This window comes from Streptomyces sp. NPDC006997, assembly GCF_040635175.1.
Classification (GTDB): Bacteria; Actinomycetota; Actinomycetes; order Streptomycetales; family Streptomycetaceae; genus Streptomyces.
The window spans coordinates 1-23478 of the sequence record NZ_JBEYHH010000048.1 but is presented as its reverse complement, the minus strand read 5'-3'; the positions used below and the strand labels follow the sequence as shown (position 1 = coordinate 23478).

General features: G+C 75.9%; 10 protein-coding genes. 1 reads left to right on the top strand and 9 read right to left on the bottom strand.

Annotated elements, in window-relative coordinates; translation table 11 throughout:
* Positions 1-153: 153 nt before the first annotated feature.
* Positions 154-1146: a LacI family DNA-binding transcriptional regulator gene (locus ABZ659_RS32165; RefSeq protein WP_360227204.1), complete on the bottom strand. Its 993-nt coding sequence runs from the start codon at positions 1144-1146 to the stop codon at positions 154-156.
* Positions 1147-1324: 178 nt separating this feature from the next.
* Here ABZ659_RS32165 and alr point away from each other — a divergent pair, with 178 nt between their 5' ends.
* Positions 1325-2452: an alanine racemase gene (gene alr / locus ABZ659_RS32160; protein WP_360227201.1), complete on the top strand. Its 1128-nt coding sequence runs from the start codon at positions 1325-1327 to the stop codon at positions 2450-2452.
* Here the strand turns inward: alr and ABZ659_RS32155 are convergent.
* The 8 genes from ABZ659_RS32155 to ABZ659_RS32120 all read right to left on the bottom strand — a co-directional run.
* Positions 2443-3921 (bottom strand): MFS transporter, encoded by a 1479-nt coding sequence (locus ABZ659_RS32155; protein WP_360227198.1) that lies wholly within the window; start codon positions 3919-3921, stop codon positions 2443-2445. The genes alr and ABZ659_RS32155 overlap by 10 nt on opposite strands.
* Positions 3897-4502: a class I SAM-dependent methyltransferase gene (locus tag ABZ659_RS32150; protein WP_360227195.1), complete on the bottom strand. Its 606-nt coding sequence runs from the start codon at positions 4500-4502 to the stop codon at positions 3897-3899. The genes ABZ659_RS32155 and ABZ659_RS32150 overlap by 25 nt, the downstream gene beginning before the upstream one ends.
* The gene (locus tag ABZ659_RS32145) at positions 4502-5239 is read right to left on the bottom strand and encodes an alpha/beta fold hydrolase (RefSeq protein WP_360227192.1); all 738 of its coding nucleotides are present in this window, start codon (positions 5237-5239) and stop codon (positions 4502-4504) included. The genes ABZ659_RS32150 and ABZ659_RS32145 overlap by 1 nt, the downstream gene beginning before the upstream one ends.
* 4 nt (positions 5240-5243) lie before the next feature.
* Positions 5244-6476, bottom strand: a complete 1233-nt coding sequence (locus ABZ659_RS32140; RefSeq protein WP_360227189.1) for an acyl-CoA dehydrogenase family protein — start codon at positions 6474-6476, stop codon at positions 5244-5246.
* The gene (locus tag ABZ659_RS32135; protein ID WP_360227186.1) at positions 6473-7696 is read right to left on the bottom strand and encodes an NAD(P)/FAD-dependent oxidoreductase; all 1224 of its coding nucleotides are present in this window, start codon (positions 7694-7696) and stop codon (positions 6473-6475) included. The genes ABZ659_RS32140 and ABZ659_RS32135 overlap by 4 nt, the downstream gene beginning before the upstream one ends.
* Before the next feature lie 10 nt (positions 7697-7706).
* On the bottom strand, positions 7707-18311 hold the full coding sequence (locus ABZ659_RS32130; RefSeq protein WP_360227183.1) for an amino acid adenylation domain-containing protein: 10605 nt from the start codon (positions 18309-18311) through the stop codon (positions 7707-7709).
* Positions 18308-21556: an amino acid adenylation domain-containing protein gene (locus ABZ659_RS32125; RefSeq protein WP_360227180.1), complete on the bottom strand. Its 3249-nt coding sequence runs from the start codon at positions 21554-21556 to the stop codon at positions 18308-18310. The genes ABZ659_RS32130 and ABZ659_RS32125 overlap by 4 nt, the downstream gene beginning before the upstream one ends.
* On the bottom strand, positions 21553-23478 hold a 1926-nt coding region (locus ABZ659_RS32120), incomplete at its 5' end, for a phosphopantetheine-binding protein (protein WP_360227177.1). The genes ABZ659_RS32125 and ABZ659_RS32120, both read right to left, overlap by 4 nt.

Sequence of the window (23478 nt, the reverse complement as noted above, 5' to 3'; positions counted from 1 at the left end):
TTCGACAGGATCGACTGGTTTCTATGTCGCTTCGTGATGCGGGCGGGGAGTGGGTGAGAATCTCAAATCCCCGCTGCGAGCTGGGAGTTATTTGCTGTACGGGGTTGGGTGGGCCGCTGACGCCGCGTTACGGAATCGATTACGCCACAGCCCTCAGGCCGAGCCCCGGGCGACGAACTCCGCCCGTACGCGCACCGTCCGGTGCACGGCGCGGCCCTCGAACCGCTCGCCCAGCAGCCGGGCGGCGGCCCGGCCGACCTCCTCCGCCGGGTAGCGGACGGTCGTCAGCTGGGGCCGGACCAGGGAGGCGAAGACGGCGTCGTCGTGGCCGACGAGTGCCACGTCGCCGGGGATGTCGACGCCCAGCTCCCGCGCCTTGTCCATGGCGCCGACGGCGATCACGTCGTTGCCGCAGAACACGGCGTCCGGACGGTAGCGCCGGTTCATCAGCTCGGCGAACCCGGCGGCGCCCGCCTCCCGGGTGTGCTCGCCGCGGACCACCAGGTGACGGGGCAGGGACGTGCCGAACTGGAGGGCGAGCGTCCTGAGCAGCTCCAGGCGCGGGTCGCCGCCCGTCGCGTCGCGCGGGCCCGCGATCATGGCGATACGGCGGCGGCGTGCCGCGGTCACCCGCTCCAGGGCCTGCCGGGTCGCCGTCCGCGCCTCCGGCATCACCTGGTCGACCGGGCCGAACGGCACGTCCGCGCTGACGACGACGGGGAGCCCCGCGCGGGTCACCGCCTCGAAGTCCCGGGGCAGCAGACGGAACGGGGTGATGACCACCCCGGCGAACCGCTGCTGCACCGCCTCGGCCAGCAGGGCCCGCTCCTCGTCGCGGCGCGCCCGCGTGTTGCAGACGACGACGTGGATGCCCAGGCCGCGCAGCTCCTCCTGGAGCGTCGCGGCGAGCTGGGCGAAGAACGGGTTGACGATGTCGGGCACGATCAGCGCGACCAGGGCGGACCGGCCCGTGCGCAGACTGCGCGCGGCGCTGTTCACGGTGAAGCCCAGCTCGGCGATGGCGGCCTCGACGGCGGCGCGGGTCTCCGGGGCGACCGGCCGCTTGCCGGACAGCACGTAGGAGACCGTGGCGGACGAGACACCGGCCGCGCGGGCGACGTCCGCCATGGTGACCCGCTCCTGCACCGCCCACGCTCCCTTCGCGCCGTCACCCTACTTCACGGCCCGCGAACGGCTGGAAGCGCTCTCACCTGCCGCCGGGCACCTGGGGGCACGCCCCGCCCGGGGTGCCCGACCGGGCAGGCCGACCGACCGGGCGGCCGGGGCTGCCCGCGGGCCCCGGGGCGCCCTACCGTTGCCGCGCGTGAGTGACGTACCAGCGGCCCGCGCCCAGGTCAGTCTCGGCGCCGTCCGTCACAACACGGAGGTGCTGCGCCGTGCGGCGGGTCGGGCCGAGGTGATGGCGGTGGTCAAGGCCGACGGGTACGGGCACGGCGCCGTACCGGTCGCCCGCGCCGCCCTCGCCGCGGGGGCCGGCTGGCTCGGCACGGCCACCGTCGGCGAGGCGCTGCGGCTGCGCGCGGCCGGGATCGGGGCGCCGGTGCTGTCCTGGCTCAACGGCCCGGGCGCCGACTGGGAGGGGGCCATCGCGCGGGACGTCGACCTGTCCGCCGGTGATCCGGCGCGCCTGGCGGAGATCGCCCGGGCGGCGGCGCGGCGCGGTGCGACCGCCCGGGTGCACCTGAAGGCGGACACCGGGCTCGGCCGGGGCGGCTGCCCGCTCGCCGAGTGGCCCGCGCTGGTCGACGCCGCGCTCAAGGGCGAGGCGGACGGCACGCTGCGGGTGGCGGGGCTCTGGTCCCACCTCGGCTCGGCCGACGATCCCCGGGACCGGCGCTGTCTGACCCAGCTCGACCTGTTCCGGGACGCGGTGCGGTTCGCCGAGCGCGCCGGGGTCCGCGGCGCCGTCCGCCACCTCGCCAGCTCCGCGGCCACCCTCGCCCTGCCGGACGCCTGCTTCGACCTGGTACGCCCCGGCATCGCGCTGTACGGGCTGTGGCCCGGGGACCCGCTGACCGACGCCGACCTGCGGCCCGCGATGTCGCTGCGGGCGCGGATCGCCCAGGTGGAGCGGGTGCCCGCGGGCCAGGGGGTGTCGTACGGCCACACCTACCGCACCGCGCGCCGCACCCGTCTCGCGGTGGTGCCGCTGGGGTACGCCGACGGTGTGCCGCGGGCGGCGGGCAACACCGTGCCGGTGTGGGTGTCGGGGGCCCGGCACCGGATCGCCGGGCGGGTGTGCATGGACCAGTTCGTGGTGGACCTCGGCGACACCCCGGCGGCGCCCGGTGACGAGGTGGTGCTGTTCGGCCCGGGGTGCGACGGGGAGCCGACGCTGGCGGAGTGGGTGCGGCGGCTGGACACCATCGCCAACGAGGTCGTCGTGCGGATCGGTGAGCGCGTGACGCGGGTGTACACCGGTCAGGCGTGATCGGCGACGTCCGTCGGGTCCGGCACGGGGTCGGGCCGTGGGGCCCGCCGTCCGCCCCGGGTCAGCAGCAGCGTCGCCGTCGTGGCCAGCAGGCAGCACAGCCCGGCCAACAGCAGGCCGTGCCGCAGGCCGGCGGTCAGCTCCGCGCGGGCCGCGGTGGTCAGGGAGGACTGCCCGGTCAGGGCGGCGGGGGCGAGTACGGCGCCCAGGGAGGCGACACCCAGCAGCGCGCCGACCTGCTGCGCGACGCCGCCCATCGCCGCCGCCTGGGCGGTGTCCTCGGGGCGGACGCCGCCGAGCATGGCCGCGTTGTTGGGGGACATCACCAGGCCCATGCCGAGCCCCATGAGGGCCGCGCCGGGCCACCACACGGCGTACGGGTGCCCGGACGCCAGGGCGGCCACGGACAGCAGCGCCGCCCCGGCCAGCGCGGTCCCGGCGGCGACCGGGCGCCACGGCACCGGACGCCGGGCCAGGCGTCCGGCGACGACGGCGCCGACCACGATGGCCGCCATGGTCGGCAGCAGCCGTACCCCGGCCCGGCCGGGCGAGGCCCCGTCGAGCACCTGCAACCGCAGACTGAGCACCAGGTAGGCGGCGTTGAGGGCGATGGCCATCAGGAAGGTCACGCTGGTGGCGCCGGTGAAGACGCGCCCGCGGAAGAAGTCCAGGCGCAGCGCCGGGTGCGTGGTGCGCCGCTCCGCCCGCAGCAGGGTGAGCGCCGCCGCGGCGGACAGGGCCAGCGCGGCGGCCACGGGCGGCGCCGACCAGCCCGCCCGCGGGCCCTCCACCAGCCCGTAGGTGGCCGCGCCGAGGCCCGCCGCGATCAGGAGCTGGCCCCTGCCGTCCAGGGGGCGTCCGGGGCCCGCCGTGACCGGCCCCGGCAGCCAGCGGCCGACGGCGAGGGCGAACACACCGACCGGCACGTTGAGCAGGAACACGCTGCGCCAGCCGAGGAGTTCGGCGGACGAGCCGCCCGCCACCGGGCCGAGCAGCAGCGCGAGGCCGGACACCGCGGACCAGGTGCTCAGCGCCTTCGCGCGTTCCCGTTCGCCCGGGAACACCTGGCTGAGCAGGGCCAGGGTCTGCGGGGTGACCGCCGCCGCGCCGACGCCCTGCACGGCGCGCCCGGCGGCCAGCGCCGCCACCGACCCGGCCGCCGCGCACAGCAGGGACCCGGCGGTGAACACGGCCATGCCCGCCAGGAACACCCGCCGCCGCCCGTACCGGTCGCCCAGGAACCCGCCGGTCAGCAGCAGCGCCGCGTACGGGCAGACGTACCCCGCGACGACCCACTGGAGGCCGGTCAGGTCGGCGCCCAGGTCACGGCGGACGGTGGGCAGCGCCAGGCCGACGACCGTGCTGTCGAGCAGGGCGAGGAACAGGGCCGAGCAGACGACGCCCAGGGTGAGGGCGCGTTCGCGTCGGCCGCCCGCCGCGCCGGTCACCTCTTCGTCATCACGAAGCACGCGGTGTGCTCCGGCGACTCGACCCGCTCGACGGCGAACCCGTCGCCGAACAGCCGCTGCTCCTCACCGGGTTCGATCATGCTGTGCAGCTGCGACACGCCGGCGAACTTCACCCGCGGCACGTCCTCCTTGCGGGCGTAGAAGCACCACAGCACGAACACCGTGCCCGGATGGGCGTACCGGTGGATGAGGCGGGCCATGTCGGCGCGGGGCTGGCCGGTCATGTCGTCGAGGGCGCCGAAGTCGAGGATGACGTCGAAGGTGCCGTCGACGCCGGGCAGCGGGTACGACGTGATGTCGGCCCGCACGAAGCGGCACCGGTCCTCGGCGCCCTCCTGCCGGGCGCGCGCCCGGGCCCGGTCCAGGGCGACGCGGGCGTAGTCGACGCCGACGACGTCGAAGCCCCGCCCGGCCAGGTACACGGACTCCGCGCCGGTGCCGCAGCCCAGGTCGAGGACCCGGCCGCCGCCCTCCGGCTTGATCCGGCCGGACTCGACGAGGTCGACGAGGTGGGGCCGTACGCCGGTGTCCCAGGGGGCGATGCCCAGCCGGTAGAGGGTGTTGTAGAGCCAGGGGCGCATCAGGCCCTCCTTTCGCGGCGTCGGTCGACGACCGCCTCGTCCGTCCCCAGGGCGGCGCTGACCGCCCGGGTGAGCGGAACGCTCTCGGTGTGCAGGAAGAAGTGGTCGCCGGGCAGCAGGTGGAGCCGGAAGGGGCCGCGGGTGCGGTGCCGCCAGGCGCGCAGGGTGTGCGGGGGCGCCTCGGGGTCGTCGAGTCCGCCGAAGACGGTGAGCGGGCAGGTCAGGGTGGACCGCGGGGAGGTGAGGCGGTAGGTGTTGGAGGCGGTGAAGTCGGCCCGCAGGACCGGGATGAGCAGCTCCATCAGGTCGTCGTTGTCGAGGACCTCCTGCGGGGTGCCCGCGAGTTCCCGCAGCCGGGCGCGGAAGGCGTCGTCGGGCAGCAGGTGGTCGCGGTCCGGTTCGGTGGGCGCGTCGGGTGCCTCGAAGCCGGACACCAGCAGGTGCGCGGGGGGCCGTCCGTGGACGTGTTCCAGGCGGCGGGCGAGTTCGAAGGCGAGCAGGCCGCCGAGGCTGTGCCCGAACAGGGCGTACGGGCCGCCGTCGAGGGCGGACAGCACGGTGGGCACGAGGTCGTCCACGAGCGCGTCGACGGATGTGCACGGGGTCTGTGCCATCCGGGCGCCCCGGCCGGGCAGTTCCAGCGGCCACACCTCGGTGCCGCCGGGCGGGAGGGCCGTCCAGTCGCGGTACACGACCGGCGCGGAGCCGCCCGCGTAGGGGAGGCAGAACAGGCGCACGGCGTCACACCCCGGGGTGCGCGGCGCCGTCGGGGTCGTCCCCGGGGTGTGACGCGCGGGCGGTGTGTTCGGGGACGCCGCGCAGCAGGTGCGCCGCGATCGCCCGGAACTGCATGTTGCTGGTGCCCTCGTAGATCTTGCCGACCTTGGCGTCCCGGTACAGCTTCTCCACTCCCCCGGCCTCGGCGTAGCCCTGCCCGCCGAGGGTCTCCACGGCGAGCGACGCGGCGCGTTCGGCGACCTCGGACGCCAGGTACTTGGCGACGGCCGCCGCGCGGGTCAGTTCGCCGCCCCCCGCCCCGTGCTCGGCCAGCCGGGTGGCGCTGTACAGCTGCGTGCGCGCGGCCTCCAGTTCGGCGCTGACCCGGGCGAGCGGGAAGCGCACCCCCTGGTAGGCGCCGATCGGCTGGCCGAACTGGACGCGGTCGCGGGCGTGCGCCACGGCGGCGGTGAGCGCGCCCTGGGCGAGCCCGACCAGTTGGGCGGCGATGCCCAGCTTGCCGACGTCGAGGGTCTGTACGGCGACCACGTCGCCCCGGCCGACCGCGCCGAGGACGTCACGCCGGGAGAGGTGTACGCCGTCCAGGCGCACCTCGCAGGTGGAGGTGGCGCGGATGCCCATCTTGGCGGTGCGGTCGCCGACGGTGAGGCCGTCGGCGCGGCGGTCGACGAGGAACGCGGTCAGCCCGCGTTCGGGCACCCGGGCCAGGACCAGGAACAGGTCGGCCTCGGCGGCGTTGGTGATCCAGCGTTTGGTGCCGTCCAGGACGAAGCCGTCGCCCTCGGGGCGGGCGGTGGTGGCCAGGGCGAGCGCGTCGCTCCCGGCCAGCTCCTCCGACAGGGCGAAGGCGCCGACGCCGCCCCCGGCCAGCGCGGTCAGGTGGGTGCGCTTCTGGTCGCCGCTGCCGTGGCTGAGGAGGGCCTGCGTGACCAGGGCGTTCTGTACGTCGACGAAGACGGCCACGGCGGGGTCGGCCTGGGCGAGTTCCTCGATGGCCACGATGACGTCGAAGAGGCCGCCGCCGCGACCGCCGTAGCGTTCGGGCACGTGGATCGCCATGAGCCCGGCGGCCCGCAGCTCCCCGACGAGGTCGGGGGCGAGGGCCGCGGCGCGGTCCATGGCGGCGGCCCGGGGCGCGACGGACTTCTCGGCGACGGCGGCGACCCGCGCGCGCCACGCCCGCTCGGCCTCGGTGAGCCAGGTCGCCGGGCGCGGGATGTCCTGGCGGTCGGTCACCGTGCCTCCCCGGAGCCGGGCGCGCCGTCCCACGGCAGCGGCGGGCGCTGCAGCTCGCGCCAGAGGGAACGCTGCTTCACGGCGATCACGGCCGGTGCGACGACCTTCGTCACCAGCCACTTCAGCGCCCGGTTGTCGATCTGCGGCCAGCGGACCAGCCGCATGACCTGCTCGCGCACCCAGCGCACCCGGGGCAGCCGCCGCTCCTCGTAGACGCGCAGGGCCCTCACCGGGTCGTCGTGGGCGGCGAGCGCGGCCGCGAGCACCACGGCGTCCTCGATGGCCTGGCAGGCGCCCTGCCCGAGGTCGGTGGGCATGGCGTGGGCGGCGTCGCCGAGGAGGGTGACCCGGCCGTCGCCCCAGCGCTCCCGCCACTGGTGGTAGAAGATGTCGGTGCGGATCACCGCGGGCGCGGCGGTGGCGGCGACCAGTCTGCTGGGCAGCCCGGGCAGCGGGCGGGCGAGGTCGAGGGCGCGTTCCCTGAGCACGCTCTGCTCCTCGCGTTCCCCGGGGTCGGCGGCGCGGCTCAGCGTCCAGGCGACCCGGCCGCCGCCGACGTGCCAGGCGCCGCCGCCGACCCGGGTCGGCGCGTGGTGGAACATGTAGACGGTGCCGGGGGCGAGTCCCTCGGGGGTGGGGCTGATGCCGCGGTAGGTGGAGCGGCCGGTGTAGAGCGGCTCCGGGGGTTCGCCGTGCAGTTGGGCGAGGATCGCGGAGCGGATGCCGTCGGCGCCGACCAGCACGCTGCCCTGCACCGCCTGCCCGTCGTCGAGTTTGAGGACGACGCCGTCCGGGCCCTGTTCGTAGCCCACGCAGCGACGGTTCAGGTGCACGGGGACCCCGGCGGTCTCGCACGCCTCCATCAGCAGGTCGATGAGGTCGCCGCGGCTGATGCTGACGGAGGGGACGCTGCCCGGCCAGGTGTGCCGGGCGGTGCGCATCCGGTAGATGGGGCGTTCGCGGGCGTCGACGCTGACGCCGCCGAGTACCTTCTCGCCGCGGGCCAGGAGGGTGTCGGTGAGGCCGAGGGTGCCGAGGGCGGTGGTGGCGTTGCTCCAGATGGTCAGTCCGCTGCCGGCCATGACGATCTCGCCGGCCTGGCGCCGCTCGTAGACGGCGACGGGCACGCCGCGCCGCCGCAGGGCCAGGGCGGCGGTGAGTCCTCCGATGCCTGCTCCGGCGATCAGGACGGGCCTGGTGGGGCTCGGTGGGGTGGGCACGTGTTCTCCGTTACGTCGTGGGGTCGGTCATCGCCCGCAGGTAGCGGGCCAGCAGCGGGACGTCGACCGCGGGGAAGGCGGCGTCCGCGCCGAGCAGCCGGGTGGTGGTGGCGTGGTCGTGGACCGGTTCGCGGAAGCTGTCCGCGTCGGGGTGGGCGAGCGGGGCGTACTCCTGGACGACCAGGGCGAGTCCCGCGTCGGCCGGGTGCCGGGCGGCCAGGTCCCGTACGGCGGTGAGCCACCGGTCGGGCGGTACCAGGCGGGCGGGGTGTCCGGCCAGCGGCAGCGCGTCGGCGAGCAGCCGCAGCGGTGTCTTGGCGGCCGGGGCGTAGTGGAAGGTCTCGCCGAGGGCGTCGCGGCGCAGCGCGAGCGCGGTGATCGCGCCCGCGAGGAGGTCGACCGGGACCAGGTCGGTGGCGAGGGCGGTGTCGGGGACCAGGCCGGTGAGGGCGCAGGCCCGCATCAGGTGGCAGGCGACGTCCTGGCTCTGCCACCGTCCGGTCCGGCTGTCCCCGGCGACGCGTCCGGGCCGGTGCACGGCGACGGGCAGTCCGCGCAGCGCGGCCTCCCGGGCCAGCCGCTCGCTGGTCCACTTGGACTGGCTGTAGCCGTTGTCGTCGTACGGCGGTGTGGACGGCAGTCCGGTCTCCAGCAGCGGGGCGCCGCCGCGGGCCCGCCCGAACACCGCCCGGCTGGAGACCAGGTGGAAGGGAGTGGTCCGCTCGGCGCAGGCCAGCCGCAGGAGTTCGCGGGTGCCGTGCACGTTGGCGGCGCGCAGGTCCCCGTAGGGCAGCGCGTAGTTGACGACGGCGCCGCCGTGCACGACGAGGTCGGCGCGGGCGGCCAGCGCCTGGAACCGGTGGGGTGCGAGCCCGAGCCGGGGCGCGGCGAGGTCGCCGGGGACGGGGGTGATGCGGTCGGCCCAGGCGGCGTCCCACAGTCCGAGCGCGGTGAGGTGGTCCACGAGCCGCTGCCGGGCCGCCTCCGGGTCGGCGGCGCGGACCAGGCAGTGCACGGTCGCCGTGGTGTCGGTGAGCAGCCGGGCGAGGAGGAAGGCGCCGAGGAAGCCGGTGGCGCCGGTGAGCAGGATCTCGCGGGGCGGCCAGACCTCCGCGCCGGAGGCGGTGGGGCGGATGTCGTCGTCGAGGGTGACGTCGGTGTCCGGGCGCGCGTCCTCGGCGGTCGGGTGCCCGGGGGTGTCGAGTACGGCGGCCAGGGCGGCCGGGGTCGGGTGCTCGAACAGGGCGCGGACGCCGGGGGCGGCGGGCCACTCCCGCTGGAGGCGGTCGTGCAGCCGGGCGGCGAGCAGGGAGTGCCCGCCGAGCGCGAAGAAGTCGTCGTGGACGCCGACCGCGCCGAGGCCGAGGGCCTCCGCGAACAGGGCCGTCAGCCGCCGCTCGGTGGGGGTGGCGGGTCCGGTGTCCCCGGCGGGGCGTGCGGGTCCGCCGGGGGCGGGCAGGGCGGCGCGGTCGACCTTGCGGTGGGCGGTGAGCGGCAGCCGGTCCAGGACCACCGCTGTCGCGGGCACCATGTACGACGGCAGCCGCGTGGCGGCGGCCCGCAGGACGTCCCGGCCGCCGTCGGTGAGGGCCCCGGGCGCGGCCGGGACGAGGTAGGCGACGAGCCGCTGGTCGCCGGGGACCGGTTCGAACGGCGTGACGACGGCCTGCGCGACGTCGGGGTGCCCGGTCAGGTCGGCCTCGATCTCGCCGGGTTCGACGCGGTGGCCGCGCAGCTTGATCTGCGTGTCGTCGCGGCCGACGAACTCCAGGGCGCCGTCCGCGCGGTGCCGCACGAGGTCGCCGGTGCGGTACCAGCGGTGGCCGTTCCGGGTGACGAAGCGGCGCCGGGTCTGCTCCTCGTCGGCGTGGTATCCACGCGCCAGCTGCGGTCCGGCGAGCAGGAGTTCGCCGGTGACCCCGGCCGGGACGCGGCGTCCGTCGCGGTCGGCGACCCGGAGCCGTACGCCGGGCAGCGGGTGGCCCAGGGGCAGCCGGGTCTCGGTGCCGGTGACGCGGTGGGCGGTGGCCCAGACGGTGGCCTCGGTGGGGCCGTACATGTGCCAGACGGTCGCCCCGGCGTCCCGCAGGCGGTGCGCGAGGTCCGCGGGGACGCGCTCGCCGCCGCAGACGGCGGTGAACCGGGCGGGCGGGTGCCAGCCCGCGTCGAGGAGCAGCTGCCAGGTGGTGGGGGTGGCCTGCATGACGGTGACGCCGGTGTCCCGCAGGCGCCGTGCGAAGGCGGCTCCGTCGCGGGTCTCGGCCGGTGGGATGACCTCGATCGCGGCGCCGGTGACCAGGGGCAGGAACAGGTCGGGTACGGACAGGTCGAACGCGCAGGTGGTGGGGGCGGCCATCCGGTCGTCCGGGCCGGTCCAGTCGAGCCCGGCGAGGTTGTCGAGGAGTCGGCTGAGGGCGCCGTGGGTGATCTCGACGCCCTTGGGGCGGCCGGTGGAGCCGGAGGTGTGGATGACGTAGGCCAGGTCGTGCGGGGCGGGGTCGGGTGCCGGGTCCTGGTCCGGTACGGGGGTGGGGTCGGGGGGGTCGGTGGCGTCGAGCAGGACGGTGGGCGGGGTGCCGTCCGGGAGGTGGGCGGCGGTCGCGGTGGTGGTGACCAGCAGGTCGGCCGCGCTGGAGGCGAGCAGGGTGCGGACGCGTTCGGTGGGCTGGGTCGGGTCGACGGGGACGTAGGCCGCGCCCGCCTTGAGGATGCCGAGCAGGGCGACGAACAGGTCCACGGACCGCTCGGTGGCGAGCACGATCCGGCTGCCGGGTCCGGCGCCGCGGGCCCGCAGCCGGTGGGCCAGCTGGTCGGCGGCGGTGTTCAACTCGCCGTAGGTGAGGGCCTGTTCGGCGCACCGGACGGCGAGGCGCCCGGGGGCGCGGGCCGCCTGTGCCGCGAACCGTCGTACGACGCTCGGGCCGGGTGGTGTGGGAGGCGCCCCGGTGCCCCAGTAGTCCAGGGCCTCCTCCTCCGCCGTCGACAGCAGCGCCAGGTCGGCGAGCGGTTCGTCGGGGTGGGCGGTGGCGGACGCGGCGAGGGTGAGGAACCGGTCGAGGAGGCGTTCGGCGGTGGCCTCGTCGAACAGGTCGGCGTTGTACTCCAGGTGCAGCCGGTCGTCGGCGCCGTCCGCGCCCGGCTGCACGATCAGCGTCAGGTCGAACTTGGCGCCGCCGCCCGGCATGTCGACCTGCTCGGCGGTCACGCCCGGCAGGTCCAGGGCGGGTGCCGGGAGCGGCATCAGGATGAACAGCGTCTGGAACAGCGGGCTGCGCGACGGGTCGCGGGCGGGTCGCAGCTCCTCCACGAGCCGTTCGAAGGGCACCTCGGCGTGGTCGTAGGCGTCCAGGCAGGTGTCGCGCAGACGGCGCAGCAGGGTGCGGAACGAGGGCCGGTCGGAGGCGTCGCAGCGCAGGGCGAGGGTGTTGGCGAAGTAGCCGAGGACGTTTTCCAGTTGGGGGTGGGTGCGGCCGGAGTCGGGGGTGCCGACGGCGAAGTCCGGCTGTCCGGAGAGCCGGTGCAGCAGGGCGCCGTACGCCGTGAGCAGGGCCATGAACGGCGTGGCGTCCTCGGTGGCCGCGAGCTGGCCGAGCGCGTCGGCGAGGGCGCGGGGCAGCGCGGTGGAGCGGGTGGCGCCCCGGTAGGTCTGCCGGGCGGGCCGGGGCCGGTCGGTGGGCAGGTCCAGCGGGGGCACCCCGTCGAGCCGCCGCTTCCAGTGGGCGACCCGCGCGTCCAGGTGGGCGCCGGTCAGGCGCTGCTCCTGCCAGCCCGCGTAGTCGCCGTACTGGAGCGGCGGGGCGGGCAGCTCCGGGACGGCGTCGCGGGCCAGGGCGGCGTAGGCGGCGGCCAGTTCGCGCACCATGATCTCGGTGGACAGCCGGTCGGACACGGCGTGGTGGGTGACGACGGCGAGGACGTGCTCCCGCTCCGACAGCCGCACCAGGGTGATCCGGGCGAGCGGCGCGCGGTCGAGCGGGAGGGGCCGTTCCGCCTCCTGCCGCAGCAGGGCGCGCAGCTCGTCCTCGCGCCGGTCGGCGGGGACGGCCGTGAGGTCGACGTGCCGCAGCGGCAGGTCGGCGCGCCGGTAGACGCGCTGCGCGGGCGCGCCGTCGACGGTCACCAGGCCGGTGCGGAGCGTCTCGTGCCGTTCGACGAGCAGGTCCACGGCGCCCTGGAGCGCCGCCACGTCGAGTCGGCCGCGCAGCCGCAGCGCGCCGCGCATGAGGTAGGCGCCCGCGCTGTGCGGGGCGAGCCGGTCGAGGAACCAGACGCGGCGCTGCTGGGCGGAGGCGGGCAGGAGGCTGTACGGGCCGGGGTCGCGGTCGAGTACGGGGATGGGGGGGCGCGGTACGTGGGCGCCCTCGGCGAGGAGTTCCGCCTGGGCCGCGACGGTGGGCCGTTCGAACACCGACCGGACGGTGAAGGGACCGCCGGTGGTCGAGCGTAGCGCCGTGACCAGGCGGGTGGCGAGCAGGGAGTGGCCGCCGAGGGCGAAGAAGTCGTCGTGGACGCCGACCCGGTCGAGGTCGAGCAGGTCGGCCCAGACGGCGGCGACCGCGTGTTCGCGGGCGTCGCGCGGGGCGACGTAGCCGCCGCGGCCGGTGCGCTGGCGGGCGCCGGGGGCGGGCAGCCGGGAGCGGTCGACCTTGTTGCGGTTGAGGGTGAGCGGGAGTTCGTCCAGGACCAGCAGGGCGGCGGGCACCATGTGGGCGGGCAGCCGGGTGCGGGCGCGCTCGTCGAGGTCCGTGAGGAGCGCCTCGTGCGGTACGGGCCGTTCGAGGACGACGTAGCCGACCAGGCGCGGGTCGCCGGGGGTGTCCTCGCGTACGGTCACCACGGCGTCGCGAACGTCGGGGTGCTCGCGCAGCAGGGCCTCGATCTCGCCGAGTTCGATGCGGAAGCCGCGCAGTTTGACCTGGAAGTCGGTGCGGCCGAGGAACCGCAGGGTCCCGTCGGGCGTGTAGCGGACCAGGTCGCCGGTGCGGTACAGGCGGCGGCCGGGGTCGCGCGGGTCGGGCACGAAGCGCTGCCGGGTCAGGTCGGGTCGGTGCAGGTAGCCCGCGGCGAGTCCGTCGCCGCCGATGTACAGCTCGCCGGGGACGCCGACCGGGGTGCGGCGGCGGGCGGTGTCGAGGACCAGCAGGTCGGTGTTGGCGACGGGGTGGCCGAGCGGCAGCGGGTCGTCGCCGGGGCCGACGCGGTGGACGGTGGACCAGACGGTGGTCTCGGTGGGCCCGTACAGGTGCCAGACGGTGGCGCCCGCGCCGGTGAGCCGGTGCGCGAGGTCGGCGGGGACCTTCTCGGCGCCCGCGAGGGCGGTGAAGCCGGGCGGCGGCGTCCAGCCGGTCTCCTGGAGCAGGCGCCAGGTGGTGGGCGTGCCCTGGAGGTAGGTGACGCCCGCCGCGCGCAGCCGCTCGCTGAGCCGTTCGCCGTCGAGTACGTCGGCCAGCGGGACGGTCTCGATACGGGCGCCGCACAGCAGCGGCAGGTAGAGGTCGAGGACGGGCATGTCGCAGGAGACGGTGTTGGCCGCGGCGACCACGTCCTCGGCGCGGACGCCGGGTTCGTCCGCCATGCTGAGCAGGAAGTTGACCACGGGCCGGTGCGGCAGGGCGACGCCCTTGGGGCGGCCGGTGGAGCCGGAGGTGTAGATGACGTACGCGAGGTCGTCGGGTCCGGGGCCGTCGGGCAGCGGGTCGGCGGGCTGGCGGGCGACGGCGGGCCAGTCGGTGTCCAGGCGCAGGACGCGGGCCGTGGTCTTCGGCAGCGCGTCGGCGAGGTGGTCGTGGGTGAGGACGATGCCGGCGCCGGAGTCCTCCAGCAGGTACCGCAGGCGCTCCGGCGGGAAGTTGACCTCCATCGGCACGTAGGCGGCGCCGGAGCGCAGCACGCCGAGCAGGGCCACCAGCAGGTCGGGGCGGCGTTCCAGGAACAGGGCCACGAAGGTGCCGGGACCTGCGCCCTCGGCGCGCAGGGCGCGGGCCAGCCGGTGGGCGCGGGCGTCGAGTTCGGCGTACGTCAGGCGCTGGGCGCCGTCGCTGACGGCGACGCGGTCGGCGTGCGCGGCGAAGGACGGCGCGAGCAGGCCGGGCAGCGACGTCCCGGGGATGTCCAGCGCCGGTCCGGTGCCCCAGGCGGAGAGCAGCGCGTGCTCGTCGGCGGGGAGCGCGTCGAGGGCGGCCACGGGCCGGTCGGCGTCGCACAGGGCGTCCAGGACGGTGGCGTACTGGCGCAGCATCCGCTCGACGGTGGCGGCCTGGAACAGGTCGCTGCGGTACTCGGCGACGACGCGCTGGCCGCCGTCGTGCGGGTAGGTGGTGAAGGTGAGTTCGTACTTCGCGGACTCCGCGGCCGGGGGCAGCGGTTCGGCGCGCACGCCGGGCAGGGCGAGGCCGGGCGCGTCGAGGTGGACGGCGATGAACATCGCCTGGAACAGGGGGCTGCGGGCCAGGTCCCGGTCGGGCCGCAGTTCCTCGACGAGTTTCTCGAACGGCACGTCGGCGTGCGCGTAGGCGTCCAGGCAGGTCTCCCGGACGCGGGCCAGCAGCTCCGCGACGGTGGGGTCGCCGTCGAGGCGGGTGCGCAGCACCAGGTTGTTGGTGAGGTAGCCGACCAGGTTCTCCAGCTCCGGGCGGGTCCGGCTGTCGATGGGCGTGCCGACGGCGAAGTCGTCCTGGCCGCTCCAGCGGGACAGCAGGACCGCGTAGCCGGTGAGCAGCACCATGAACAGCGTCGCGTCGTGCCGTTCGGCCAGTGCGGTGAGGCGTCGGACGAGGTCGGGCGGCAGGTCGTGGGTGGCGGTCGCGCCGGTGTGGCGGGGGGCGGCGGGCCGGGGCGCGTCGGTGGGCAGGTCGAGGACGGGCAGCCCGGCCAGCCGCTCGCGCCAGTGCTCGGTCTGCCGGGCCGGTTCGGGGCTCGCGAGCCAGTGCTGCTGCCAGGCGGCGTAGTCGCCGTACTGGACGGGGAGTTCCGGCAGCGGGGCCTGCTCGCCGGTGTAGGCGGCGGCCAGTTCGCGGGTGAGGACGTCGACGGTGAGGCGGTCGCAGACCGCGTGGTGGACGACGAGCTGGAGGACGTGCCGGTCGGGGGCGAGCCGCAGCAGGGTGACGCGGGCGAGGGGCGGCGCGGCGAGGTCGAAGGGGGCGGTGGCCCGCTCGCGCAGGACGCGCGGAGCGTCGTCGGGCCGGTCGGTGAGGTCGACCAGCTCGAACAGCGGTACGGGGTCGGGGTGGACGACCTGGACCGGTTCGTCGCCGCGGACGGTGAACGAGGTGCGCAGCGTCTCGTGGCGGCGGGCGAGCACTTCGGTGGCCGCGCGCAGCGCGTCGGCGTCGAGCGGGCCGTCGAGGCGCTGGGCGCCGTGCATGACGTACGCGGCGGCGCTGTCCGGGTCGAGCTGGTGCAGGAACCACACCCGGCGCTGCTGGAACGAGGCGGGCAGCAGACACGCCCCGGCGTGCGGGCCGGACGTCTCCGGGACGCGGTCGAGGGCGGGTACGGCGGCGGTGGCGGCGGTGTCCTCGTCCGGGGTGGGCAGCGCGGCGGCCAGGTCGGCCAGCACGGGGTGCTGGAAGACGGCGCGGGCGGGCAGGTCGATGCCGCACCGGGCGCGCAGCCGGGCGGCGGCGCGGGCGGCGAGCAGGGAGTGCCCGCCGAGCGCGAAGAAGTCGTCGTGGACGCTGACGGTGTCGAGGCCGAGGACGTCGCACCACACCCGCGCGACCTCCCGTTCGGCGTGGGTGCGCGGCGGTACGGCGGACCGGTGCGGTACGGCGGTGGCGCCGGGGGCCGGCAGCGCGGCGCGGTCCACCTTGCGGTTGGCGGTCAGCGGGAGGGCGTCCAGGACGGTGAGGGAGGCGGGGACCATGGGCGCGGGGAGCGCGGCGGCGGCGTGCGCGCGGACGGCGGCGACGGTGTCCTCGCGGGGCTCCTGGTGGAGGACCAGGTAGGCGGCCAGCCTGGGGTCGCCGGGGACGTCCTCGCGTACCTGGACGACGGCCTCCCGGACCGCCGGGTGCCCGGCGAGTACGGACTCGATCTCGCCCAGTTCGATGCGGAAGCCGCGCAGCTTGACCTGGAAGTCGCCGCGGCCCAGGAACTCCAGCCGCCCGTCGGCCCGGTACCGGGCGAGGTCGCCGGTGCGGTACCAGCGGCCGTCCGCGCGGTCGACGAACCGCTCGGCGGTCAGCTCGGGCCGCCCGAGGTAGCCGTCGGCGAGTCCGGCGCCGCCGATCCACAGTTCGCCGGTGGCGCCGAGCGGGCGGGGCCCGCCGTCGGGTCCGGCGACGCGGACGACGGTGTTGGCGAGGGGTCGGCCGAGCGGGACGGGGTCCTCGTCGCCGCGCACCCGGTGGGTGGTGGACCAGACGGTCGTCTCGCTGGGCCCGTACATGTTCCACACGTCGGCCCCGGTCCCGGTCAGCGCCGCCGCGAGGTCGGACGGCAGGGCCTCGCCGCCGCACAGCACCGTGAACCGCCGCCCGCCGGGGTGCCAGCCCGCGTCGAGGAGCAGCCGGAAGGTGCTGGGCGTGGCCTGGAGGACGGTGGCGCCGGACGCGTTCAGTCGGGCGGCGAGCCGCTCGCCGTCGGCGGCCTCGTCGGCGGGGACGATCTCCACGCGGGCGCCGGTGACCAGGGGCAGGAAGAGTTCCAGGGCGGCGATGTCGAAGGACACGGTGGTGACGGCGGCCAGCACGTCGTCCGCCCGCAGCCCGGGGGTGTCGGCGGTGGCGAGCAGGAGGTTGGTCAGCGCCCGGTGCGGGACGACGACGCCCTTGGGGCGGCCGGTGGAGCCGGAGGTGTAGACGACGTACGCGGGGTCGTCGGGGCGGGGGAAGCCGGGCGGTCCGACGCGCGGGGGTGGACCGGCGGGGGCGTCGAGGAGCAGGACCGCCGGGATGCCGTCGGCCGGGAGCCCTGCGTGCAGCGCGCTGGTGGTCAGCAGGGCGCACGGGGCGGCGTCGTCGAGGACGAGGCGGGTGCGGGCGGCCGGGTGGGCGGGGTCGAGGGGGACGTAGGCGGCGCCCGCGCGCAGGACGCCGAGGAGGGCGGCGACGAGTTCGGGGCCGCGGGGCAGGGCGACGGCGACGCGGGAGCCGGGGGTGACGCCGGTCGCGCCGAGCCGGGCGGCGATCTCGTCGGCGCGGGCGCGCAGTTGGCCGTAGGTGAGGTGCTCGGACCCGGAGCTGACGGCCACCTGGTCGGCGTCGGCGGTGATCCGCTCCAGGACGCCCGCCTCGGGCAGGGCCCGCACCGGCCCGGTCCCCCACTCCCGCAGCCGCGTCTCCTCCTCCGGGGAGGCGAGCGGCAGTTCGGACAGCCGCAGCTCCGGCCGGCGTACGGCGGCGGCGAGCAGTCGGCCGTAGTGGTCGAGGAGCCGTTCGGCGGTGGAGCGGTCGAACAGGTCGGTGTCGTACTCCAGGACGGCGCGCATCACGTCGCCCTGCGGTACGAGCGCGAAGAACAGGTCGAACTTGGCGGCGCCGGTGTCGGTGCGCAGCATCTCCAGGCGCGGCAGACCGGGCTCGTCGGTGGCGGGCATGGGGACGTTGCCGAAGACGAACATCACCTGGAACAGCGGGCTGCGGGACAGGTCCCGGCCGGGCGCGAGGTGCTCCACCAGCCGTTCGAAGGGGACGGCGGCGTGCGCGTAGGCGTCCAGGCAGGTGCCGCGGACCCGTTCCACGAGGCGGTCGAAGGACGGGTCACCGGCCAGGTCGGTGCGGAGGACGAGGTTGTTGACGAAGAACCCGACGAGGTCCTGCACCTCGGGCCGGTCGCGTCCGGCGACCGGGGTGCCGACCGGGATGTCCTCCTGGCCGCTCCAGCGGTGCAGGACGGCGCCGAACGCGGCCAGCGCGGTCATGAACGGGGTGGCGCCGTGCGCCCTGCTCAGCTCGCCCAGGGCGCGCACCACGTCGGCCGGGAGTTCGCCGGTGACGGTCGCCCCGCGGTGGGCGCGTACGGGGGGCCGGGGCCGGTCGGTGGGCAGGTCGAGGACGGGCAGGTCCCACAACCGTCGGGCCCAGTGGTCGAGTTCCGCCCGTTCCCGGCCGTCGTCGGCGCGCTCCCGCTGCCAGGCGGCGAAGTCGCCGTACTGGATGGGCAGTTCGGGGAGCTGGCCGCCCTGGTAGCAGGTGAGCAGGTCGCGCAGGAAGACGCTGCCGGACCACTGGTCGTACACGGCGTGGTGGAAGGCGACGACGAAGGCGTGGTCGTGGGGGCCGAGGGTGGCCAGGGCGGTCCGGAACAGCGGGGCGCGGTCCAGGGTGAACGGGCCGAGCACCCGCTCGCGCAGTACGGCGTCGAGGTCGTCGGGGCGTTCGGTGAGGTCGAGCCGGGTGAGCGGCACGGTCAGCCGGGGCGCGATGGCCTGCACGGGCTCCCCGTCGACGTCGACGAGGGCGGTGCGGAGGGTCTCGTGCCGCTCCACCAGCGTGTTCACGGCCCGGTGCAGGGCGTCCGGGTCGAGCGGGCCGCGCATCCGGACGGCGACGTGCTCGACGTGCGCGGCGGCGCTGCCCGGCTCCAGTTGTTCGAGCAGCCACAGCCGGTGCTGCCCGGAGGAGCAGGGCAGCAGATCGGTGCCGACGGCGGCGGACAGGTCCTGGGTCATGCCGTGCCCCCTCCGGCCGCGGTGCCGCGGGCGCGCCGGGTGATGGGGGCGGTCTCCGCGCCCGTGGCGGCCGAGGGGGCGGTGTCGGGGAGGTCCGCCGCCATGGCCGCCACGGTGGGCCGGTCGAAGACCAGCCGGACGGGCACCTCGACACCGAGGGCGGCGGAGGCGCCGAAGGCGACGCGGGTGGCCAGCAGGGAGTGCCCGCCGAGCGCGAAGAAGTCGTCGTGCACGCCGACCCGGGCCACGCCCAGCACCTCGGACCACACCCGGGCAATGGCCTCCTCCCGCTCGTCGCGGGGTGCCACGTAGGCGGAGCCGAGGTCGGGGCGGGCCCCGTCGGGCGTCGGCAGGGCGGCGCGGTCGGTCTTGCCGTTGACGGTCAGCGGCAGCGCGTCGAGCCGGACCACCGCCGAGGGCACCATGTGCTCGGGCAGCCGCGCCCGCACCCGGTCCCGCAGCCGGGCGGCCGGGTCCTCCTCGCCGTCGGTGACGACGTAGGCGACCAGGCGCCGGTCGCCGGGGGTGTCCTCGCGGGCGATCACGACCACGTCCCGTACGGCGTCGTCCTCCCGCAGGACGGTCTCGATCTCGCCGGGCTCCACCCGGTAGCCGCGGATCTTGACCTGCTGGTCGGCCCGGCCGAGGAACTCCAGGTCGCCGTTCTCCAGGTAGCGGGCCAGGTCGCCGGAGCGGTAGAGGCGGGCGTCCGGGTCGGTGGAGAACGGGTCGGGCAGGAACCGCTCGGTGGTCAGCTCGGGCAGGCCGAGGTAGCCCCGGGCGACGGCGGGCCCGCCCACGTACATCTCGCCGCCCACCCCGATCGGCGCGGGCCTGCCGTACCGGTCCAGGACGTGCACGCGGACGTCGGGCAGCGGTCGGCCGATGTTGTTGGGGATGCCGCCGGTGAGGTCGGCCCCGGTGACCTCGTGGTAGGTGCAGTGCACGGTGACCTCGGTGATGCCGTACATGTTGACCAGCCGCGGCCGGTCCAGGCCGAACCGCTCGGCCCAGGGCGCCAGCACGGGCGCGTCCAGCGGCTCACCGGCGAAGACGACGTACCGCAGCGGGGGCTGCCCGTCGTCGGCGGCGTCGAGCGCGACGGTCATGTACGGGCGGAACGCCGACGGTGTCTGGCTGAACACGGTGACGCCGTGCTCGCGCAGCAGGGCGTGCAGGGCCTGCGGGGAGCGGGCGTCGTCCCGGGGTACGACGACCAGGCGGGCGCCGTGGTGGAAGGCGCCCCAGGTCTCGAAGACGGAGACGTCGAAGGCGTAGGAGTGGAACATGCTCCACACGTCGTCCGCCCGGAAGTCGAAGCGGGTCCCCGCCCCGGCGACCAGCCGGGCCACGTTGCGGTGGGTCACCACCACGCCTTTGGGACGGCCGGTGGAGCCGGAGGTGTAGATGACGTACGCGGGTGAGTCGGCGTCGGCGCGCTGGGCGGGCGGCTCGTCGCCCAGCGCGCCGAGGGTGGCGGCGTCGGCGTCGAGGTCGACGTGGGGGCCGTCGAAGACGGGGGCGCGGTCGCGGCCCGCGGCATGTGTGACGAGGGCGCTGACCTCGGCGTCGCGCAGGGTGTAGGCGAGGCGTTCGGCGGGGTGGGTCAGGTCGAGCGGGACGTAGGCCGCGCCCGCCTTGAGGACGCCGAGGACGGCGACGAGCATGTCCGTGGACCGCTCCATGGCCAGGCCGACGGTGGCGCCGGGGCCCGCGCCGAGGCCGGTGAGGCGGTGGGCGAGGCGGTTGGCGCGACGGTCGAGTTCGCCGTAGGTGAGCTGGTCGGCGCCGCACACGACGGCGACCTTGTCGGGGTGGCTGCGGGCCCGCTCGGCGAACGTCTCGTGCAGGGTGCCCGGCACCGGCACGGGTTCGGTGGCGGTGAACCCGTCGAGCTGCGCGCGTTCGGCGTCCGGCAGTACGGGGATGTCGCCGAGGCGGCGGTGCGGGTCGTCGATGATGGCCGTCAGGGCGGTGTAGAAGTGGTCGATGAGCCGCTGCGCGGCGCGGTCGGGGAAGCGGGTGCGGTCGTAGACCAGTCGCGGCACGGGCAGCCGCTCCCCCGGCATGATGATCATGGTGATCGGGAAGTGCGGTCGGCCGTCGTAGGTGGACTCGCCGATCCGGACGCCGTGCAGCGTCATGTCCGGCACGGGCACGTTCTCGTAGGCCAGGTCCATGTCGAACAGGGGGACGCTGCCCGGCAGGTGGGCGAGGCGGCGCAGTTCGGGCAGGGCGATGTCGGCGTTCTCCCTGGCCTCCGCCATCTCCTGCTGGAGGGCGCGCAGCCAGCCGATGAGCTCCGCGTCGGGGTCCACGTGGGCGCGCACCGGCATGGTGGCCAGCATCGGGCCCATGATCTGCTCGGCCCCCGGCAGCCCGGCCGGGCGCTGGGTGCCGGTGGACCCGGCGATGACGTCGTCGCGGTCGAGGTAGCGGCTGAGCAGCAGCGCCCAGGCGCCCTGCGCGATGGTGTTCACGGTCAGCCCGTGCTCGCGGGCCACCTCGCCGAGGCGCGGCACCAGGGCGACCAGGTCGCGGTCGGGCAACATGCCGTGGCTGGGCTCGCCGGGGCCGGGCGGGCGGCGGTCGACACTGCCCAGTTCCAGGGAGCGGCGCGGCGGCTCGTACCCGGCGAGGTGGCGGGTCCAGAACTTCTCCGCCTGCTCGGTGCTGCGCCGCTTCCACCAGGCGACGTAGTCCCGGTAGGCGCGGGGCCGCTCCAGCGTGGGGTGCCGCCCCTGGGCGAGCCCGTTGTAGAGCTGGGTCAGCTCGAAGAAGCACAGGCCGAACGACCAGCCGTCCAGCAGCAGGTGGGAGAAGCTCCAGAAGAACGTCCAGGTGTCGTCGGCGGTGCGCAGCAGGGCGGTGCGCATCAGGGGGGCCTTGTCGAAGGCGAAGCCGCGCATCCGGTCGTCCAGCGCGAACCGCTCGTAGCGGGCCCGCTGCTCCTCGGCCGTGGCGTCGCGCCAGTCGAGTTCGGGCATGTCCAGCGCCACCGTGCGGTGGACCACCTGGAGCGCCTTGCCGACGCCCTCCCAGTGGAAGCTGGTGCGCAGGATCGGGTGCCGGTCGACGATGGTCTGCCAGGAGCGGCGGAAGGCGGCCACGTCGAGGCTGCCGTGCAGGGTGAGGGTGATCTGCTCCAGGTACACCCCCGCGCCGGGGGTGAACAGGTTGTGGAAGAGCAGTCCCTCCTGGACGGAGGAGAGTTCGTACACGTCCTCGATGCCGTCGAGCCTCATCGGTTCACCTCGCGGTCGCTGCCGTCGTTCGGGGAGAAGTCGTCGTCGCCGTCCAGGGCGGCGGCCAGGGCGGAGAGCGCGGTCTGGTCGAGGTCGGCCAGCGGGAAGTCGCTGGGGCTGACCGCGCCGCTGTCCGCCGCCGCGCAGTGCTCGGCGATGTCACGCAGTGCGTCGTCGACACGGGCGGCCAGGTCCTCGGCCAGGGCGCGCGCCGCGTCCCCCCGGCAGGCCCAGTCGACGTACCACCGGCCGTCGAGGCGGTAGGTCGTGACGACGAGTGGATGGCCGGGTGCCGTGCCCGGGTCCCACACCGGCGGCGCCACCGGCCCGTCGGGGACGAAGGGGTGCCCGAGGCGCGGCAGTTCCGCCAGCTCGTCCAGGTCCCGCAGGAGCAGGAGGGCCGGGTCGGGGCCGTCGGGGCGGAGACTGTCGTCGCGGACGGCGGCACGGAGCCGTTCCTTGGCAGCCGTCAGCAGCGCCGCGGTCTTGCCGGGCGCGTGGCGTTCGACCGTCACCGGCAGGACACGGGAGAACGCGCCGACGCTCCCGCTGACGTCCAGGTCACCCAGGTTCAGCGGCCGGGCGTCGTCCTCCACGGCGAAGCCGTGAGCGTGCCGGCCGGTGGCCTCGAACGCGGCACGGGCGAGGGCGGCGAGCGCGACCTCACGGCCGGTCAGCCGGTACGCCGACGCCGCCGCGCCGAGCAGCCGTTCGGCCGCGTCGCGCTCCAGCACGGTGGCGAACCGGTGCACGGGCCCGTCCGCCGGGGTCGCCGTCTCCCCGCTGGCGGGCACGGTGGGGAACGCGCGCACCCACCACGCGAAGGGCCGCGTCGGCGGCAGCAGGTCGACGGGACGACCGTCGCGCAGCAGCTCGGCCGCCGTGGAGAAGTCGCTCAGCAGCAGCTGCACACCGCGCAGGTCGGTGACGAGCGCGTGGGACAGCCACGTCAGCCGACGGTCGCCGGGGCCGAGGTCGAACAGGGCCGCCTTGACGGTGAGCCCGGCCGCCGGATCGAGTTCGTCCCGCATGTCGTCGCCGAGCTGCTCCATGGCCGACGCCCGCCGCTCGGGCGGCAGGGCGGACAGGTCGATCAGCGGTACGTACGCCGCCGCGGCGCCCGTCTCGTCCGCCGCGCCGACCTCGCTCTGGTACCAGCCGTCCGGCCCCTCGGCGAACCGCATCCGCAGCCCCGGGTGCCGACGCCGCAGCAGCGCGAGGATCTCCTCGGCCCGCTCGGGCGCGAAGTCGGGAGCGACGGGGAGGGTGAACCGGTGCGCGGTCGTCGGCGCCTCGGGGGCCGCCAGCTCGAACAGGTGCCGCTGGTACGGCGTGAGCGGCAGCGTCTCGTCCTCCCCGGCCGCCGCCGTCCCGGCCGCCCGCTCGTCGACGACGGCGGCCAGGTCCGCGATCGTACGGTGCCGGAACAGGTCCGCCGCGGTGACGTCCATGCCCTGTGCCCCGGCCCGGGACACCAGCTGCACGCCCATGATCGAGTCGCCGCCGAGGGTGAAGAAGTCGGCGTGCGGGTCGATCCCGTCGATACCGATGATCTCCGCGGCCAGCGTGGCCAGCGTGGCGGCGGTGGGGCCGAGGGCGGCGGGTTCCGGCACGTGTGTGCCGGGGGTGGTGGGGTCGGGGAGGGCGGCGCGGTCGACCTTGCCGTTGGCGGACAGGGGGACGGCGTCGATGGTGCGCAGGAGTGGGGGGACCATGTAGGCGGGGAGGTGCTGCTCGGCGTGGGCACGGACACGGGCCAGCAACTCCTCCTGGTCCCCTGCCTGGTCGGGGACGACGTAGCCGACGAGGCGGCGGTGGTGCCGGTCTCCGGGCGCGGCGGCCACGGCGGCGCGTACGCCGTCACAGGCGGCCAGCGCCGCCTCGATCTCGCCGAGTTCGATCCGGAAGCCGCCGACCTTGAC

Coding starts and splice junctions, on each gene's coding strand:
- ABZ659_RS32130 (WP_360227183.1), bottom strand. CDS start 18,311: ATGACCCAGGACCTGTCCGCCGCCGTCGGCACCGATCTGCTGCCCTGC.
- ABZ659_RS32125 (WP_360227180.1), bottom strand. CDS start 21,556: ATGAGGCTCGACGGCATCGAGGACGTGTACGAACTCTCCTCCGTCCAG.
- ABZ659_RS32150 (WP_360227195.1), bottom strand. CDS start 4,502: ATGCGCCCCTGGCTCTACAACACCCTCTACCGGCTGGGCATCGCCCCC.